The organism is Bartonella sp. AA97HXZ, from assembly GCF_042196985.1.
Classification (GTDB): Bacteria; Pseudomonadota; Alphaproteobacteria; order Rhizobiales; family Rhizobiaceae; genus Bartonella.
Map to the genome: position 1 here is coordinate 50,577 of NZ_JBHIRC010000008.1, position 17,615 is coordinate 68,191.

Here is a 17,615-nt window from a genome sequence, read left to right on the forward strand (position 1 = left end):
TTCATTTTACCGTTGTTTAACGAAACTTGAATTGCTCTTTTTACTTAAAAGAGGCTCATATTCTTTTTTAAAATCGGGTTTTACACCAAGAAAACTAGCTGTGCGACGAACAATATTAGCAAGCATTGGTCCAGCATTCATTCCCGCTGTTGCTGAACGCTGTCCCTCCTCTGGCTTTGGTTCATCGATAATTGTTAAAACAACATAAGCAGGATCTTCAATAGGAAAAGCAGCAAGAAAACTATTGAAATTTTTTGTTTTAGAATATTTTCCATTTTCAACTTTTTCAGCTGTTCCTGTCTTACCACCTACACGATAGCCTTCTACTTTTGCATTACGTCCAGAACCAATATCACTATTTAATTGATAAAGGTAACGCATATTTTGACTTGTTTTAGCCTGCAAAACCCGTTTTGCATGGTGCAGAGTTTGTTCTTTTGTGCGTTTTAAAAATGTCGGAGCAATTAACCAACCACCATTCATTAAAGCAGCAGCCCCGACAGCTGTTTGCAAGGGTGTTGTTGCCATACCATGCCCAAAAGAAATCGTCATAGAATGTATATCCTTCCAATGATGTGGCACAATAGGGTGGGCAACTTCAGGCAACTCTGTTGTGAGACGATCCAGTAATCCAAGTTTTTGTAAAAAACCACGATGTTTATCAATCCCTATCGCCAATGCCTCTTTAGCAGAACCAATATTAGAAGAATAAATAAAAACCTCCCATAACGTTAAGGGTCGATTTTTTCCATGAAAATCATGAATAGTATACCCACTACTTGCTTTTATTGGCTTTGAAGCATCAATAATACTGTTTAAATGAAAAATATTGGAATCAAGTGCCATGGCGGTCGTAAAACTCTTAATAATTGATCCCATTTCAAAAGCTCCTGCCGTCATCCGATTGAGACGATCACTTTTTAAAGCTTCGATAGGATTTCCAGGATCAAAATCTGGTAGTGATGCCAAAGCCAAAACTTCCCCCGTATGTATATTTAAAATAACAGCTCCTGCAGCAATTGCCTTATAACGCTTCATAGCCTGAATAAGTTCATCATGAACAATTGCCTGAACACGCACATCAATCGAAAGCTGAACTTGTTTTAACGATTCTTCCATGGCAAGACCAGCGGCACGCAAAGCACTCAACCCCGCATCATCAATATATTTTTCCATACCTGCAATGCCCTGATTATCAACATTCACCATACCGAGAATATGGGAAGTTACAGGTCCATCAGGATAAAAACGACGAATTTCAGTCCGAAAACCAATTCCTGGTATACCAAGAGCCATAATTTGCGTCTTCTGCATTGGTGTTAACCCCCGCTGTATCCAAGAAAAACTAGATTTTCTTTTTAAGCGCTTATAGGTTTCCTGCCAATTAAGATCAGGCAAAACTGTTGAGAGCAATTCAATTGTTTCATCCACATCAATAATACGTCGTGGCTCAGCAAAAAGTGAATAAGTTTTAATATCTGTTGCCAATAAACGACCATTACGATCAACGATATCAGGCCGTGCCATCAATTGAAGAACTCCAGGCCCTTTTGCTTCTTCAATCTGTCCACCTTCCAACCCATAAGAAATAAGGCAAGCCCCCATGATGCCATATAAAATTAAAAAGCAGAACAACGAAAAAAGCAAACGTGGACGACTAGAATAGGGACGACGAACAGAAACATTATGATTATTCAACGAATTCTTTAAGCGCTTTTTCTTCTGTGAGAATAAAAAAGTCGATTTCATTACTGCGCGCCTTTTTGGACAACACTATTGATCTGAGAAGCCCGATTATTTGTCAAAATATCTTGATTATCTTCCAAGATATTTTGTTTAATCACTTCTTCAATTTGATCATGTACCCGTACCGGAATGTCTTTAAACTCCACGATTTGACGCGGCTGTATAACCTCTAACCCAAGTTCTTTCTGATAACGTTTCGCAAGTTTTTGCATGCGTGAAGGCCTTATCATCACAGCCCACTCAGCATGAAGCAAACTTACCGTATTTTTTGCTGCAGCAATTTCATGCTCAAGATGAAGAACTTCGTTCATTCGCTTTTGAACATCATATTTTACCTTATAAGTAAGTCCTGCCATACAAATCATAATCAACACTAAAATCATATCAAATGTACGAAAAACTGTCATTTTTTGCTGCCTTCAAAACTGGCAATCTCTGCTAAACCAAATAATTTCATATCTGCTGCAAGAGCCTCTGCTTCAGTCCGTACACCAATACGCAACCTCGCAGAACGTGAACGAGGATTTTTCTGTAACTCCTCTTTAGTTGCCGTGATCCCACCTCGAAACAAAGGAAAAAATGTCGCTGGAGCAGCCTTTATTTCTGGCAGATAGCGTGATCTCATACATTCTCCAGAACGAGCCGAAAAAAATCTTTTGACCATACGATCTTCAAGAGAATGAAAACTGACAACCCCCAAACGGCCTCCAGCTTTTAAAACGCGTTCAGCAGCAAATAAACCACATGCCAATTCACCAATTTCATCATTAACATAGATACGAAGAGCCTGAAATACACGTGTTGCCGGATGAATACGATCTCCCAGCTTACGTCCTATCAACGTTTCGATAGCATACGCCAAATCACCTGTACGCAAAAAAGGCTGCACAACACGACGCTTTTCAATCATCCGTGCAATTCGCCCCGCATAACGCTCTTCCCCTAATATCTTAAAAATACGTGCCAAATCCCTTGCTTTTAAATGATTGATAACATCGCTGGCTGTAAAACCAGTCTGAGCCATTCGCATATCCAATGGACCATCTTTTTGAAAAGAAAAACCTCTTTCTGCTTCATCAAGCTGCATTGAAGAGACACCAATATCCAAAATAACTGCATCCACCTTCTCTTCAACGACACGATCAAGCTGTGAAAACGCCATATGGACCAAACGAAGGCGTGGAAAAAATTCTTCAACAAGCGATTGTCCTGCACTGATAGCATGAGGATCACGATCAAGAGCAATCACCTGTGCCCCTGCCTTTAACAAAGCGCGCGTATAACCACCAGCACCAAAGGTGCCATCAATCACTTTTGCTCCAACCAATGGCATAAGCCCAGCCAAAACTGGCTGTAACAACACTGGAATATGGCGTTCAGCTCTTTGATCCTGCTTTATCAAAATAATCCATCTTGAAGTTATGCCGTCTTAAATCAACAGCTCTCTCATGGCAACTGATCTTAGAATAACCTGGCCTTCAACTTTCACATTAATCACAATGAACGAAAAAACTAAAGTTATCCCAAAACAGATCCTAACGCATTATACTTAAAGAAATGTTATAATTTTTTAAAACACTCTTTGCTCAAGTGTCTATTTCAAACACATAGACTCCATAAAAGACCGTATATAATTGATCTTATAAAATATCGCGTATCATCATGAAATATCAGTCGGCCTATAAGCCGGGTTCTGTAGAGTAAAGCTTACACTTTACATGGCAACCATTCATCTGGGACGGATGTTACCATCCGCCTCGTGCAACCTACCCGAATGACTCGCCCGGAAATCGGCTGCAAATTAAATTTTGCACGTCATTTCTATTTGGTCTTGCTCCCGGTGGGGTTTACCTTGCCACATTCATTACTGAATGCGCGGTGGGCTCTTACTCCACCCTTTCACCCTTACCTATAAAAATAGGCGGTTTACTTTCTGTGGCACTTTCCCTAGGGTCACCCCCGCCGGGTGTTACCCGGCACCGTCTTTCCATGGAGCCCGGACTTTCCTCACCTGCCATATTTCAGTATCAGACAAGCGCGGCTGCCCAGCCGACTGACATACTAGTTTATAAAACATTTTCTGCTCCGTGAAAATAGCATCTTAAAATATTTTATGACAAACCTCTCTCAACAGATGTTTTTATTTTAATGAAGCCAGATAAGTCTTTACTTTTGCGCAATATTTCGCTGAAATGGAATTCATTTTTTTTGCAGCATGACCTGCGTTATATTTAAGGATTGTACCACACGTACTTCCACCACTGAGTTTATAGGCCCGTGCCAAATAACGCATACCATATTCAAGATTGGTCGCAGGATCGTACAAATCCTGTACAGAACCACTAAAACCCAATCCTCGTGCCGTAGAGGGTTTAATTTGCATCAAACCTATTTCACCAGCAGCCCCCTTTATACCTGCCTTATAATTACTTTCAACTTTTACAACAGCATGTGCTAAATTAACGGGAACATTATATTTATTCGCAAGTTTCTGAATAAGAAACTCATAAGGACGAGCAGAAATCTTAGAAGCAACAATCACTGAGGTTTCTCCTGATTCCGCAACATTTAAGACACTATGAGTCCAACTTATATCAAATACAAAAAATACAGCACATGCTGTATTTAACAAGATTTTCAAAAATTGCATTTTCTTTCTCTTCACTCAAACATTCTCAAATTCTAGCCGCAAGTAATTTGCAAATGTATTATACAAAAAAGAAAGCAAAAGAACGTCTTTAAAAAGGAAATAGTAAGACAATTTCAAGCTAAAATTATGAAATAACAGAATATATCTTTATGCACAAGTCTCAGATTTCTCTATATCATAAAATAAAAAAATAAAAAGACTATAATTAATCTTATAGCGTATCAAATAAAATGATATAATCTATAACTTTCGGCTATCACTGTTGTATCAATCAATTTTTATATTAAAAAAATAGCATCTGAACTAGATGTAATATTTTTTACATAAGATTATTAATTTTTTTATTGAGATCAATCCCTCAAAGAAAGAGAGACAAGAGCATCTTTTTACCGAAGATGCTCGATATCAAAAAAGGTTCACAAAAAATATAAACCGTTATCAACGCTTCTCTCTGATTAATAAACACCCACTGCACTCTTTATGTCCGATAAAACCTCAAAAAATCACAAAACAAATCTCCCCATCATTGCGCATAAAAAATTCATAAATATATTAAAACCATCATACTCTTTACCAATTCAAAATATTGGAACAGACTTTTAGCTCTCAAGATGTCTCAAAGAAGCTTTTTAATTCCTTTTTAAAAGAGTTTTTATCCACACAAGCCTCTACTTGTGGTATACAAGAAACTGATTTTAATTTTTTCACCATGGATAAATTTAAAATGAGAGGATTTTACAATTCTTAAGATTCTCATTCAATATAAAATGATAAATTATCATTATAAAACAATATACTAAAAAAGTTATATCCGTTTTTATCCCTACAACAAAGCTTAAAAATTACTTGTGTCTATTTTTTTGAAAAATGTTAGAAAACTCAATACCCCCAAAGCCTTTTTAAATAAAAATAGACCTCTCATCTTCATTCAAATATTTTTTCTTTGTTACAGACTATCATCTTATCAGTCTTGCACCTCATTTTCAGAAATCATACAAGTGGATAAATATCCTAAAATCCGTAGAACAAAAAAAGCTTAAATCCTTTAAAAAATTTTATTTTCTCATATCAAATAAAAAAATAACCGGCATATAAAATGCAGTTAACGTGTTTTATTATAATCAATACTGCTTTTGTCATTGTAGCGATTGATAATGCAATTAACTTGGACCAATACCCTTGATAGACTTTCTATCACTCCTGTAATGATTGCAACATTACCCTTATACTCCAATTGCTTACCTTTTGAGAGATAAATTTTGTTAATACCTTAAAAATTGATTATCTCCTCGCACTTTTCAAAATTTCACGAAAAGCTCTTTCTCCTTAAAATAAAACCCAAAAGCGCAATTAAAAAATAGCTAAAAATAAGCATTAGCAACGGAAGGACGAGAAATCGCTTTTGAGAGAGCCATAGCAACAGTTTCACCAGATTTTTGAGCCTGCTCACGACTCTGACCACTTTTAGAAGCAAGCGCAATTACATCACGACGCAGCTGCGCAATAAACAACTCCTGCTGTTGAGGGGTCATCTTAGAAAGATGCTTGATAATATCTGGAAAAGATACGGATAATCTCTCTAACAACTCCTCCTCTGTTACATCAAGCTGCTGAGAAGAAAAAGAAGAGCGACCGGAAAAAAACTGATAAACAGCACTACTTTGAGAAGCAAAAAAGACAGCGCCAGAAATAAAAAATACAAATAAAATAAAAATAATACGATGTGAAAAAGATCCCATTATCTCTTACCTAAAGATCACAGAATACAAACATAGCTTCCTTTTATGATTCTTCTTATAACATGCAACAATGCCTCAATAAAGAAAAATCAAATTATTAAAAATGAATACGCTAACACTATCCGCCCAATAAGACTCGCCCCTCTATGTATTTAGGTACTATAGGCGAAACAATAACAGATCTTACACTCCCCCCCTAATAACACCTTACATTTCCTAAAATAATTACAAAAAGCCTGACTGAGGAAATCCTCAGTCAGGCCAGACAATCTAGGGGATCCACGCGGGGGGGGGGGGAGGAGGTTCCCCGATTGTCCTCTTACATCAACCACTAAGATAGCCGATGCAATATTCTTGCTATGGAATAAAATTCTTTAAACAACAAGAAATTCTTATCATCTTCTACGCAAAAAAACATAAAAGAATTATAAATTATTTAAAAATGTTTAAATTTAGGCAAAAAAAGTTTAAAATGACCCAATTTGAAGCAATTTTATTTCAATAAGCATCAATTAGAATCTACGATCATTATAACTTTTAAATAGTTTCTTTCATAACTCTGATGATCATATTAAAAAACCGTAATTTCTACGTATCCACCCTATAAAAATCAAACTACGTAAAAGTAGAATCACTTTTCCAACAGCAATCACCACAAAAAGAAAAACGTAGATTTTTAAAATCTTACACAAATAACCGTAAAAAATGGAAAACATCTTCTTGCAAGAAAGCTATGAATTATTTAAATAAAACAATAAATTAGAGAAAATAAAATCTTATCTATCTTTATAAAAAAATTTCTGTAAATGATCATTAAAATATTGTTACATCCCTCATGTAACAATCAATGAGGAACTTAAACAGCTTAATCTTATGAGAAAATGAGAACTCTGAAGGTATTTTTTTCGAATCACGCCCCATCGTCATTCCAAATAACGATAAACCATTTTACAATAACCAACAGTCTCTAACGCATTTTAACATAACAAACCGAAATCAATGCAGACATTTTCTCTTAATCTCTATCATTTAAATGATCCCGTAAAATAATACACACAGTAGTTTCTATGCTCAAAAATTTTTATATTCTGTTCTTCTAACGTAAACAATTCATTAATTTACAATCACAACTCATCATTTTACAATTTACATGAGAAACCTCAAGAACGTAAGATTCCCATATTTTCAATCTTCGTCTATTGAATTAATGAATAGCCATACTATCGCACATCACAAACAAGAAGAAGCATATGGATAAAAAACATAAAACGATGATGCCGGCTTACAACTTTTACTTAAACTAAAGACGATGGTGCCCTATCAATTTTACGCTATAACCACGGACTGCGTCATAAGATGAGCGGCAAACATAAAAAGAAAGAAAATACTTTTGGCAAAAACAATGGACTTATTTAATAATCTTCATAACTTCTCATGATAAAGAGATACGAAACTTTAGTGTAATATCACGCTTTTCTTTCCTACTTTCAGCCACAAACTATCCATAGATCATCGCCGATCTTATTTTATGAATATAATGCATTGTCTTACCCTTTTACTTTTTCGTCTTTTTAGAGCATCTTTTTGCACCCCTCACTAAAAGTTCCAAGGTACTCCTTATCTAAAAACCTGTTTTAAAGAGATATTTTAAGATCTATTGGGCACCACCATCTCTGATATTTATAAAGGTATGAGCCTTCACTATGATTATATTGTGCGGCATTATATCATATTGCAGCCGCTCTCACATTTAGAAAATGTATTTTCTTTTACAAACGGTATCATTAAGATAAATACCTTCTTTTGTAGCAGACAAACAGACTCTTTCGGATTCTGAAACAGGAAATTTGAAATGAAACAACATTCCTGTATTTAAACCTCTTATTGAGTCTAAAAAAATCAATGATCTTTTAAAATCAATATATTGGCTAATAAAATATAATATCAAGACACCTTAAATAATGATCCTCGTAGGCTTAACTCTATAGAAGGTGCTTCATTATACAGCCTACACGCCGCTATAAAACACCAATACTTCCATATAAAAACATAATACAAATGTAAAAAACAATAGCTCATCAATGATTGAATAAAGTTTTATCTCTACGCTATTCCTTGAGAAAAATCAGAGTATAAAGCACGTTAACAAACGCGATTTATGCAAAATCTACTTGTTTATCTTTGATATCGTCAACCAATAAACGCGGATCATGAGCAAGCCAAAGCGTAGCAATCCCCTCCTCACTGTTTTCATTTTGTATAGGAGTAAGACAAACCGTTTGTTCTAGAACAAGTCCCGCATTTTTAAGCCATTGTTCTATTTGTAAAGCCGAAAATCCAAAACGCATATGCACTTGATCAGAATATGAAGACTCAATTTCATGATAACCAAAATCCACAATCAATAAACGGCCATGAGGACGCAAAACACTTGATATCTCATGAAGGAATATTTCAGGATTTTCAAGAAAATGTAAAACCCAATGAAGAATAACTAAATCAAAAGTTGTATCTCCAACAGACAAGTGAAAAACATTGCTATCAAGCACAACTTGAACCGCATGCGTATAAAGATTAGAAAACAATTTTAAGATAGAGTCTCCACCTCTTCCAATATTCAGCATCGTCTGAAATGGTTTATCGCCAATGATTTCAAGTAAAGAGTTTTCTACACGATGATCTGCCATATAGGATGACCGTAATACATCCCGTTGCAACGCATTTTGTAAGAAATGCTTCTTCCTCGTTTTTTGACGCTGCTTTTTAACATCCTTCAAACGTTCTAAATCATGCGCTAACAACACATCATTCTTTGGCAAAGCCGAAAGAATACCCATCACAATGTCTTTACCCCAAAAATCATGACAAAGCTTAAAATAAAGGCTATCCCCCTTCTGATAACGCTCAATCAATCGTGCTTCGTACAATAAACGTAAATATCGTGATATACACGCTTGCGACTGATCAAGAATAAAAATAAAATCAGGAATTGTTAAATCTTCATGATGTAAGAGCCTAAGAACACGTAAATGGCTTACTTCTGCGACCGCTTTCAGCAGCACAATCATTGCATCTAAACTTGCACTTTTTTTCATAATTATCCCCTAAACATTCCTATAAACATTTGTTTATAGGAAAAAAGTCAAGCATACAACGCATATTCTCATCTATTTTGTTCTCTCTATTTTATCATACTATGAAAAAAATAGGCTAATGTAAAAAACAAACAGATCTTATCTCCCTGCTTCTCGTTATAATGAGAATACATTGATTTATAATAATAATTCATTTTTAACTTGAATAAAAAACCGTAATACCGTAGATTTTCCTCATTTCAAATCTATTCATGATAAATCAATCCAAATCATTCTCTTACAGCTCATAAACGGAGGGGACAGATGGATAAAAATGCCTTTTATGCCCACCTCAAAACAAGAACTGCATACTATTGAGAAAAAATAACATGATAATGCCAGCTTGCATTTTTATTAAGTAAAGATGATAATGCTCAATGACCAAGGCATTTGTAGAAGTAATACTATACGCTTCATCCCCTCCTTTTCATTGCAGTTTTACAAAAAATAACCCTATTTAGGTCATAATTTCATAAAGTGTCTCTTACTCTTTTCAATGAATAAAAACTCCCACAGAGTACACACACACACTTTATTTATGAAATAACAAACGCAATAAAATACACTATTATTCTAACAAAGTTGCGATAAGATAAAAAATTCTAGCGTGTAAGAGGTTTATAATTTGCATGCTTAGGATTAAGAGATTCCGCCCCAAGACGACGAACTTTATCAGCCTCATATTCAGCAAAATTACCTTCAAACCATTCTACATGACCATCACCTTCAAAGGCTAAAATATGTGTTGCCAATCGATCAAGAAACATACGATCATGCGATATGATAACTGCACAACCAGCGAAATTTTCCAATGCATCTTCCAATGCACCCAATGTTTCAGTATCAAGATCATTTGTCGGTTCATCAAGAAGAAGCACATTCCCCCCCTCTTTTAGAAGTTTCGCCAAATGTACGCGATTGCGCTGCCCTCCTGATAAATTTGCCACCTTCTGCTGCTGATCTGCCCCCTTGAAATTAAAAGCCCCGCAATAAGCGCGGCTATTCATCTCATATTTGCCTAATTTAATAATGTCATTTCCACCAGAAATTTCCTCCCAAACAGTTTTATCCCCCACCAAGGAATCGCGACTCTGATCCACATAACTCATGTGAACTGTTTCACCGATACGTATCTGACCTGAATCGGGCTTTTCCTGTCCCGTCAACATTTTAAACAAGGTCGACTTTCCCATACCATTGGCCCCAATAACGCCGACAATGCCACCAGCAGGAAGTTTAAAAGAAAGAGAATCAATCAATACACGTTCACCATAAGCTTTAGAGAGATTATCAACCTCAATAACAACTTGTCCTAATCTTTCTCCAATAGGAATAATGATTTGCGCCTCTCCAGGACGGCGCTCACGTGCTGATTGAACCAACTCATCATAAGCCTTAATCCGAGCTTTTGACTTTGCTTGTCGCCCTTTTGGACTAGAAGCAATCCATTCTTGCTCACGTGATAAAGCACGTTGACGCGCTGCCTCTTCACGGCCTTCCTGAGCCAAACGCTTGGCTTTAGCCCCCAAATAAGCAGAATAGTTCCCCTCATAAGGAATACCTCTACCGCGATCTAATTCTAAAATCCAACCCGTTACATTGTCGAGAAAATAACGATCATGGGTTATCAAAAGCACAGCCCCAGGATATTCACGTAGATGCCTCTCAAGCCAAGCCGTCGTTTCAGCATCTAAATGGTTTGTCGGTTCATCCAAAAGTAATAAATCAGGTTTTGACAAAAGCAATTTACAAAGTGCAACACGCCGCTTCTCACCACCCGAAAGTTTTGTTACATCCCCATCGGCTGGCGGACAGCCAAGAGCAGCCATAGCCATTTCCACTTGACTTTCTAAATCCCAAAGATTCTGACTGTCAATAATGTCCTGAAGCTGTGCGCTTTCATCAGCCGTTTCCTCGCTATAATTCATCATCAATTCGTTATAACGCTCAAGAACTTCCTGTTTATCTGCAACACCTTCCATCACATTACCACGCACATCTTTGCTCGCATCAAGCAAAGGTTCTTGTGGTAGATAACCACAGCGTGCTCCTTCAGAAATCCATGCTTCTCCCGTATATTCCTTATCTAGCCCAGCCATAATACGTAAAATAGTTGACTTCCCTGCACCATTCGGCCCTAAAATACCGATCTTCGCATCTGGATAAAAAGACAAATGAATATTTTCTAGAACTTTTTTATTGCCGTAAGACTTGTTAAGCCCAGCCATATGATAGATAAATTGACGTGCCATAAATTTCTCTTTATATTATGCGATATTAAAGATTAGGATTTTGAAAAAACTGCTTTTGCTTTTTGAAACTGTACAGTAAATAGCACTTACGTCGTATCAAAAGCTTTCGCTTTATATTGGTACATTTTTTCTAATCTCACAAGCCCCAGTATGGTCCTGAATGCAAAAAAACATCCCCCTAAAGAGCAAAAAGCAAATCTTTTTAGCTGTACCTGAAACCTGTTATCAAACATTGCCTCTCTTTTCCATACCAGATATAACATTGTATTTTTATCGTATTAAACCGACTTATCAATGTAATATGATACCACAAAGAAAAGCAATTCTCTATGCGCCTTCTTTTCTCGCTTTATGGGCTTTATATTACGCAGTAAAAAATCCTTCTCTTTTTTCATCGATTTTTTGCTACGGAAAGCAATGGACTTCACCCCTTGCCTTGATATGGCTTAAATTACGTTTACAAAACGACCGCCGCCTTATGGGATCTGACGTCCCAAGCCCAATGATCATGAAAGCTTTGCATCAACACGTAGCAACAAATGACTACAGCGCACTTCCCATTGGTACGTGGTTACAATTCGTAAAAAACTATAAAACCAATTGTAAAAACTTATCCATCCCCCTCTTTTGGCTTGATAATTATAAAAATAATATCAATATCCAGCACATCATTTCAAAACTTCAAGACGACATATAGCTTTTTAAAAATACGATAAAAGCTCATCTCGTATAGGAATATATTTATGGAAAAAAAAGCCTTAATCGTCATTGATGTTCAAAATGACTTCTTACTAGGTGGAGCACTTGCCGTACCTCAAGGTGATGCTATTTTACCCGCCGTCAATAATCTCATAAATCATTTTGACCACGTTATCTTAACCCAAGACTGGCATCCCAAAAACCATTGCAGCTTTGCTTCCTGTTATCCTGAAAAAAAGCCCTATGATACAGTCATTCTTGACTATGGTCCTCAAATACTTTGGCCTGATCATTGCATACGAGGAACACAAGGAGCAGAATTCCATCCATCTCTTAGAGCAGAAAAGGCACAACTTATCCTTAGAAAAGGCTATAATCAAAAAATGGATAGCTATTCTGCTTTTCTTGAAAATGATCAAAAAACACCAACAGGTTTACAAGTTTATCTCAAAGAACATGGTTTTACTAAGCTCATTATGTGTGGCTTAGCAACTGATTTTTGTGTCGGATTTTCTGCTCTTCACGCTATACAATGCGGTTTTAAAGTCAGTGTTTCATTAAATGCCTGTGCTGGTATTGATGTAAACGGATCACTAAACACTATGCTTAAAACAATGAACGAAGCCGGTATAGAACTTTTAATGGTCTCTTAAAATATCCTTCTCTAATCTACCATTATAATACACTGATTTATAAAGGATAAATCATTTTGCACATATTTAAGTAAGAGTCCAGAATATCGTAAATTCTCTCATTTCAAACCTGTTTCAAAAACATTCTTTTACACGTTACAAAGAGAATCAATGTATGAATAAATCATTCAAAAAAACAGTAAGAATGCTTCTTATGACCCATTAAATGCAAGAGCTTGTCATAATATTGAAAGCTGGTAAAAAGTATAACATCAGCTTTCTATCTTATATTTAGGTCAAAAAGTATCCTAGAGATTGTACATTATTGGCTTCATGGGTAGTATCATGCAATGAACTCAACTTTAAAAAAACACAAATAAGCAATAAAATAGTATTTTATTTTGCATAAAAGACCTCTTTCTATTCAAAGATATGCGATAAACAAAAGTGTGAAAAAGGAAGAAATCTCCATTACTTAGATACAACATGTTTATCTAATTGACGATGCTTAAAACGAATCGAAGAATATAATGCCATTCCAATAATACAGACTCCCACAAGTCCTGTTAAAACTTCAGGAACCGATATAATCGTTTGCAGATACATAATCACTGCAAGAACTAGAATTGCATAAAAAGCACCATGCTCTAAATAACGATAATGCAATAATGTTCCTGATTCAACCAACATAATTGTCATAGAACGAACGTAAAATGCTCCGATACCAAGACCTATCGCAATAATAAAAAGGTTGTGTGAAAAGGCAAAAGCACCAACCACGCCATCGAAAGAAAAACTAGCATCAAGAACTTCTAAATAAAGAAACGCCCCTACTCCCCCGTGAGCTACTGTTGTTAAAGTCTTTTGAGGAGTATCCAAGAGATGACCGACAACTTCAACACCGATAAAGGTCAAAAGTCCATAAAGTGCTGCCAATAAAAAAGTTATTTTATTTTCTGCATCAATCTGAGCTGAAACAAATAAGATCAAAATCAAAACAATTGCAATATCAATTCCAACAAGCGCCCCAAACTTTTGAGCAGGTCTCTCTATAATATTAAGCCAATGCACTTCTTTTTCAGAATCAAAAAAATATTTTAAGCCAACCATCATAAGGAAAGTTCCTCCAAAAGCAGCAATCCCCATATGCGCATCGGTTAAAACTTCAGCATATCGATGTGGTTCCCATATCGCTAATTTGACTGCCGCAATTGGATTAATCCCAACAGCAACGACAACCACCAATAATGGAAAAACAATTCTCATCCCAAATACAGCTATCAAAATGCCCCATATAAGAAAACGACGACGCCACAATGGACTCATTCTACTAAGAACACGCGCATTGATAATAGAATTATCAAAAGATAAAGAAATTTCCAAAATTCCTAAAACAAAGCAAATAAAAAAATATTTAAGAAAACCAGTAATACTTTCCGTTTCAAACCAACCAATAACCCCTCCTAAAAAGACACCAATAATCGTGAAAAAAAAAGCAAACCCAAAATAGCGTAATAGGGCCATGATCATTCCTCAAAGTTTATTTTCTACTTCATCTAAGCACACCCAGTACCAATCCAAAGTTTGCATCTCTTTAAAGTTGCATCTATTAATGCAGAGGTGTATAGAATATATATGGTAAAGTTACATGAAAATTCTCTCAAAAAAAGCAAGAGACAAATGTAGCAACAAGGAATTTTGTTTTGAAGTGAATATCAATTGTCAATACAATAAGTACAAGATTGCTTTCTATCTACACAAATAAAAAAAAACAAGAAATTAAAGCTATAATATTGACATTATATCATAGAATATTAATACATAGTGTGCTTTTATTATTTAATGATTTATACCATGATGATTTACCGAGGGAGATAATTCGTGGCACGTCCTGAAACTGAATCAAAAACCATATTTGGAAAACGTTTACGTTATGTACGTCTTGCTTTAGGCGATCCATCACGTGAAACCTTAGCTAAAAGTTTTAGCATGACAAAAAATTCCATTGCTTTTTATGAGCGTGGAGAGAGAGAACCCAATCTTAGTGTCTTACAAACATACCGCACGTTATATGGTGTCAATATTAATTGGCTTTTAACTGGACAAGGAAAAATGTTTGACACCGAATATACAAAAGGTGATTTTGACTGGAATTATTTTATTAAAAAAATCGAAGGACTGGAAGAAACACTTGCCGATAGTGATCGTAGCGAAAAACTAAATCAAGAAAAAATCGACAGTTCTTATGAAAAATTGCAGCAATATTTGTCAAGACAAGGTTTATCAAATGGTTTTAACCCTAAAACTACAACCTCTCTTATCGATATGAAAGCTAAAATGGCCAATTCTTATACCCTTAGCTTATTCATTGATTTACTCATTCGAAGCGTATCCCAAAAAGAGGTTATAGCTAATCAATAAACGTCTATTTCAAAAGAAAAAGCAAGAAATGATTAAACACCAGTATGGAAAAAAGTATTTTTTACTTTATCCATGCTGGTGAAGTTTTATATAATTTATAGACTTTATTTCTGTAACGACAGAAAAATATTTGCATTGTAAATGAAAGTATAGTGTCTTTAAATTAAAAAAAATAATTTTATAGTATAAAATTCTCATTCATGTCTTATTGACAATATTTTTTTTCTTGTTAAAAGAATAATAGCTCTCATAGAAATTATTTTTTAAGGTCAGAAAATTTAAGGGGAATATATTGACGACTTCCTAGAGAGACATACATTAATGTTTACAAGTGGATTAGTTAAATATTTATCCTGAAAATTATCAGCTATTTTATGAGGTGGGAAGCATGTATTTTGAGGTGTTTCAAGGAGTTCACAATCAATGGTACTGGCGTTTAATCTCAGGAGATGCACAAAAAATTGCTTTTTCTAGTAAAGGTTATCCAACAAAACAAGATATCCTAATCAATATTGAGCAAATAAAAGAAATTACACATAAGGCTCTTATTAGAGAACTACAGTCCTAACATTCTTTACCATTAAAACAAGCGTTTATTTTGTATAATGGTATGGTAGTTACTTTTGTGACAAATGAAAAGTGATTGATTTGCCCTCAATGAGAGGAAGTTTTTGTATTATTTCTGACACTCACAAAGAACATTCATATTCTTACAGATTATATGTTTATTTTCAATCATACTCAAATCTCTATAGCCTTTATCAAAAAGAAAATCTCTTAAGTTTTGTATTTTTCATAAAAAATAAACGCACATGAAGAGAAGATAAATCATCAATGAGAAATATATTTACTCTACAAGATATTAATATCTTTTACGTTCATATTCCTCTTCTGTATCTGATAATCATAACTGACTTACCCATTTCATCTTCATAAAAAGCAAATATCTCTTTCTTTCTATTATCATGCAATTTTTTATACCTATTAGCTGAAACTATCGTAGCATTTATACCTTACATCTAAAAAGAACGTGCAAAACTGTTTCCAGCAATAATATAAAATTGCTGGATTGTATAGACGCGCTTTTTAATAACTAGCCTACCTATAAACTGGTTTATCATCATAAACTCTTATTTTATGATCAACGACGCTCTGTCTTATAAACTTAAATGTTGTCATAAAATCAGAGTAAACTTGAATATTCTCTTCCAATACAATCTCTCCATCAGCACCATAATTGGCTTCATTAAAGTTTATCTCTCTCGTCATTCCAATCTTCCTAACACATTTCCAAACCCTTTAATGCAAAATATGAATACAATCACTCTTTATCATCTTCAGATTTAAGCATTTTTTTATATTTCTTTTCATTTTTTTCATATTGCTTAATTTGTTTTTTCAGTTTTTCAATTGCTTGGTCGCGTCTTTTAATCACCATACTTTGCTCTCTAATAGCCCTATCTCGTTCTTCAGTCATCTTCATAGTATCTCTTAAAAACTCATGCTTTATTCTTCTAGATTCCTCTTTTAAAATTTTCACTTGACTGCGATAATATAAAGAAAATCGAAATATAACCCCGCTGCACAACAAAACAACAATCATTGCTCCCAATAAAATTTCGTTTACACTCATTTGGATCTCCCTTAATTGTCGCTCAAGTGATCATCTTGACCAATTTGTTTCATCCTCAATCAAAAAAAGAATGCAATAAATCGCATGTTCCAAGTGTGAACAATCACTCTCGGCGTTCTTATTTTCTCCATTAAAGCATTGATAAATGACGCAAACAAATCTCTGAAAGCGGCTAAATCTACACTCACACCAATTATTTGCGACATATTTATTGACACAAAATACAAAAAATAAGGAACGTCAAATAAAACTAACGACGCAATCCAATCATACAAGCCTTGCCCAAATCGTTCCTATCTTCCTTTTTACGCCATGTGGAATGCGGCTATATATGAAAGTTTTTCATTATTACAAAAATCTTCAGTGTCACAAAGCACAGCATTTCTGTAAAATTTTGCCTTCCCACAAATCTTTACATCACCACAAACTAAAGCATCATTATAAACTCGAGCCTTTCTAAAATCACGAGTATCACCACAAAATTCAATACATTGAGCATTCAAAACTTGATCAAAAAAGACCGCATTAGCATAAACATATGCATCTCCACTCATATTCAAATAACGATAAAGTTCTTATTTTTCATAAACATGCGAACTCTTACGAACCACTAAACAACCATATGTTAATGCATTGTTATCAATAACAACATCATTATAAACACAGACTTCATTATAAACCGCAGCATCATAAAAACACATTCATCCCC

General features: G+C 35.0%; 16 protein-coding genes and 1 other RNA gene. 4 read left to right on the plus strand and 13 right to left on the minus strand.

Annotation, left to right across the window (positions count from 1 at the left end; genetic code table 11):
• Positions 1–6 precede the first annotated feature (6 nt).
• The 8 genes from ACFINE_RS05845 to ettA form a co-directional block, all read right to left on the minus strand.
• Complete coding sequence (locus ACFINE_RS05845) at positions 7–1,749, minus strand: peptidoglycan D,D-transpeptidase FtsI family protein (RefSeq protein ID WP_375613364.1); 1,743 nt, start codon at positions 1,747–1,749, stop codon at positions 7–9.
• Positions 1,749–2,153 carry a hypothetical protein gene (locus ACFINE_RS05850; RefSeq protein ID WP_375611988.1) on the minus strand — a complete coding sequence of 135 codons (405 nt, stop codon included), beginning with the start codon at positions 2,151–2,153 and terminating at the stop codon, positions 1,749–1,751. The genes ACFINE_RS05845 and ACFINE_RS05850 overlap by 1 nt, the downstream gene beginning before the upstream one ends.
• Positions 2,150–3,148, minus strand: a complete 999-nt coding sequence (gene rsmH, locus ACFINE_RS05855) for a 16S rRNA (cytosine(1402)-N(4))-methyltransferase RsmH (protein ID WP_375621372.1) — start codon at positions 3,146–3,148, stop codon at positions 2,150–2,152. Before rsmH ends, ACFINE_RS05850 begins: the two co-directional genes overlap by 4 nt.
• A gap of 264 nt (positions 3,149–3,412) precedes the next feature.
• Positions 3,413–3,803: RNase P RNA component class A (gene rnpB, locus ACFINE_RS05860), an RNA gene on the minus strand.
• A gap of 83 nt (positions 3,804–3,886) precedes the next feature.
• Positions 3,887–4,396 (minus strand): lytic transglycosylase domain-containing protein, encoded by a 510-nt coding sequence (locus tag ACFINE_RS05865; RefSeq protein WP_375613362.1) that lies wholly within the window; start codon positions 4,394–4,396, stop codon positions 3,887–3,889.
• Between the two features lie 1,361 nt (positions 4,397–5,757).
• Positions 5,758–6,135 (minus strand): hypothetical protein, encoded by a 378-nt coding sequence (locus ACFINE_RS05870; RefSeq protein ID WP_375613361.1) that lies wholly within the window; start codon positions 6,133–6,135, stop codon positions 5,758–5,760.
• Between the two features lie 2,156 nt (positions 6,136–8,291).
• Positions 8,292–9,230, minus strand: a complete 939-nt coding sequence (locus ACFINE_RS05875; protein WP_375621373.1) for an ArsR/SmtB family transcription factor — start codon at positions 9,228–9,230, stop codon at positions 8,292–8,294.
• A 641-nt stretch (positions 9,231–9,871) separates the two neighbouring features.
• Positions 9,872–11,521, minus strand: a complete 1,650-nt coding sequence (ettA, locus tag ACFINE_RS05880) for an energy-dependent translational throttle protein EttA (RefSeq protein ID WP_375611983.1) — start codon at positions 11,519–11,521, stop codon at positions 9,872–9,874.
• A gap of 160 nt (positions 11,522–11,681) precedes the next feature.
• Here ettA and ACFINE_RS05885 point away from each other — a divergent pair, with 160 nt between their 5' ends.
• Both ACFINE_RS05885 and pncA read left to right on the plus strand, forming a co-directional pair.
• Entirely contained in the window at positions 11,682–12,218 is a 537-nt protein-coding gene (locus ACFINE_RS05885; RefSeq protein ID WP_375611982.1) for a hypothetical protein, read from the plus strand.
• 46 nt (positions 12,219–12,264) lie between these two features.
• Entirely contained in the window at positions 12,265–12,873 is a 609-nt protein-coding gene (pncA, locus tag ACFINE_RS05890; protein ID WP_375621374.1) for a bifunctional nicotinamidase/pyrazinamidase, read from the plus strand.
• Positions 12,874–13,323: 450 nt separating this feature from the next.
• Here pncA and ACFINE_RS05895 read toward each other — a convergent pair whose 3' ends face one another.
• Positions 13,324–14,376: a DUF475 domain-containing protein gene (locus tag ACFINE_RS05895; protein ID WP_375621375.1), complete on the minus strand. Its 1,053-nt coding sequence runs from the start codon at positions 14,374–14,376 to the stop codon at positions 13,324–13,326.
• Between the two features lie 357 nt (positions 14,377–14,733).
• Between ACFINE_RS05895 and ACFINE_RS05900 the strand changes: the two genes are divergently transcribed.
• Both ACFINE_RS05900 and ACFINE_RS05905 read left to right on the plus strand, forming a co-directional pair.
• On the plus strand, positions 14,734–15,273 hold the full coding sequence (locus ACFINE_RS05900) for a helix-turn-helix domain-containing protein (RefSeq protein WP_375621376.1): 540 nt from the start codon (positions 14,734–14,736) through the stop codon (positions 15,271–15,273).
• Between the two features lie 388 nt (positions 15,274–15,661).
• On the plus strand, positions 15,662–15,841 hold the full coding sequence (locus ACFINE_RS05905; protein ID WP_142416545.1) for a DUF1508 domain-containing protein: 180 nt from the start codon (positions 15,662–15,664) through the stop codon (positions 15,839–15,841).
• Positions 15,842–16,371: 530 nt separating this feature from the next.
• Here ACFINE_RS05905 and ACFINE_RS05910 read toward each other — a convergent pair.
• The 4 genes from ACFINE_RS05910 to ACFINE_RS05925 all read right to left on the minus strand — a co-directional run bounded on the left by ACFINE_RS05910 (position 16,372) and on the right by ACFINE_RS05925 (position 17,607).
• Complete coding sequence (locus ACFINE_RS05910; protein WP_375621377.1) at positions 16,372–16,542, minus strand: hypothetical protein; 171 nt, start codon at positions 16,540–16,542, stop codon at positions 16,372–16,374.
• 52 nt (positions 16,543–16,594) lie between these two features.
• Complete coding sequence (locus tag ACFINE_RS05915; RefSeq protein WP_375611977.1) at positions 16,595–16,906, minus strand: hypothetical protein; 312 nt, start codon at positions 16,904–16,906, stop codon at positions 16,595–16,597.
• Positions 16,907–17,211: 305 nt separating this feature from the next.
• Positions 17,212–17,466 carry a hypothetical protein gene (locus ACFINE_RS05920; protein ID WP_375611976.1) on the minus strand — a complete coding sequence of 85 codons (255 nt, stop codon included), beginning with the start codon at positions 17,464–17,466 and terminating at the stop codon, positions 17,212–17,214.
• 15 nt (positions 17,467–17,481) lie between these two features.
• Complete coding sequence (locus ACFINE_RS05925) at positions 17,482–17,607, minus strand: hypothetical protein (protein WP_375611975.1); 126 nt, start codon at positions 17,605–17,607, stop codon at positions 17,482–17,484.
• Positions 17,608–17,615: the final 8 nt, after the last annotated feature.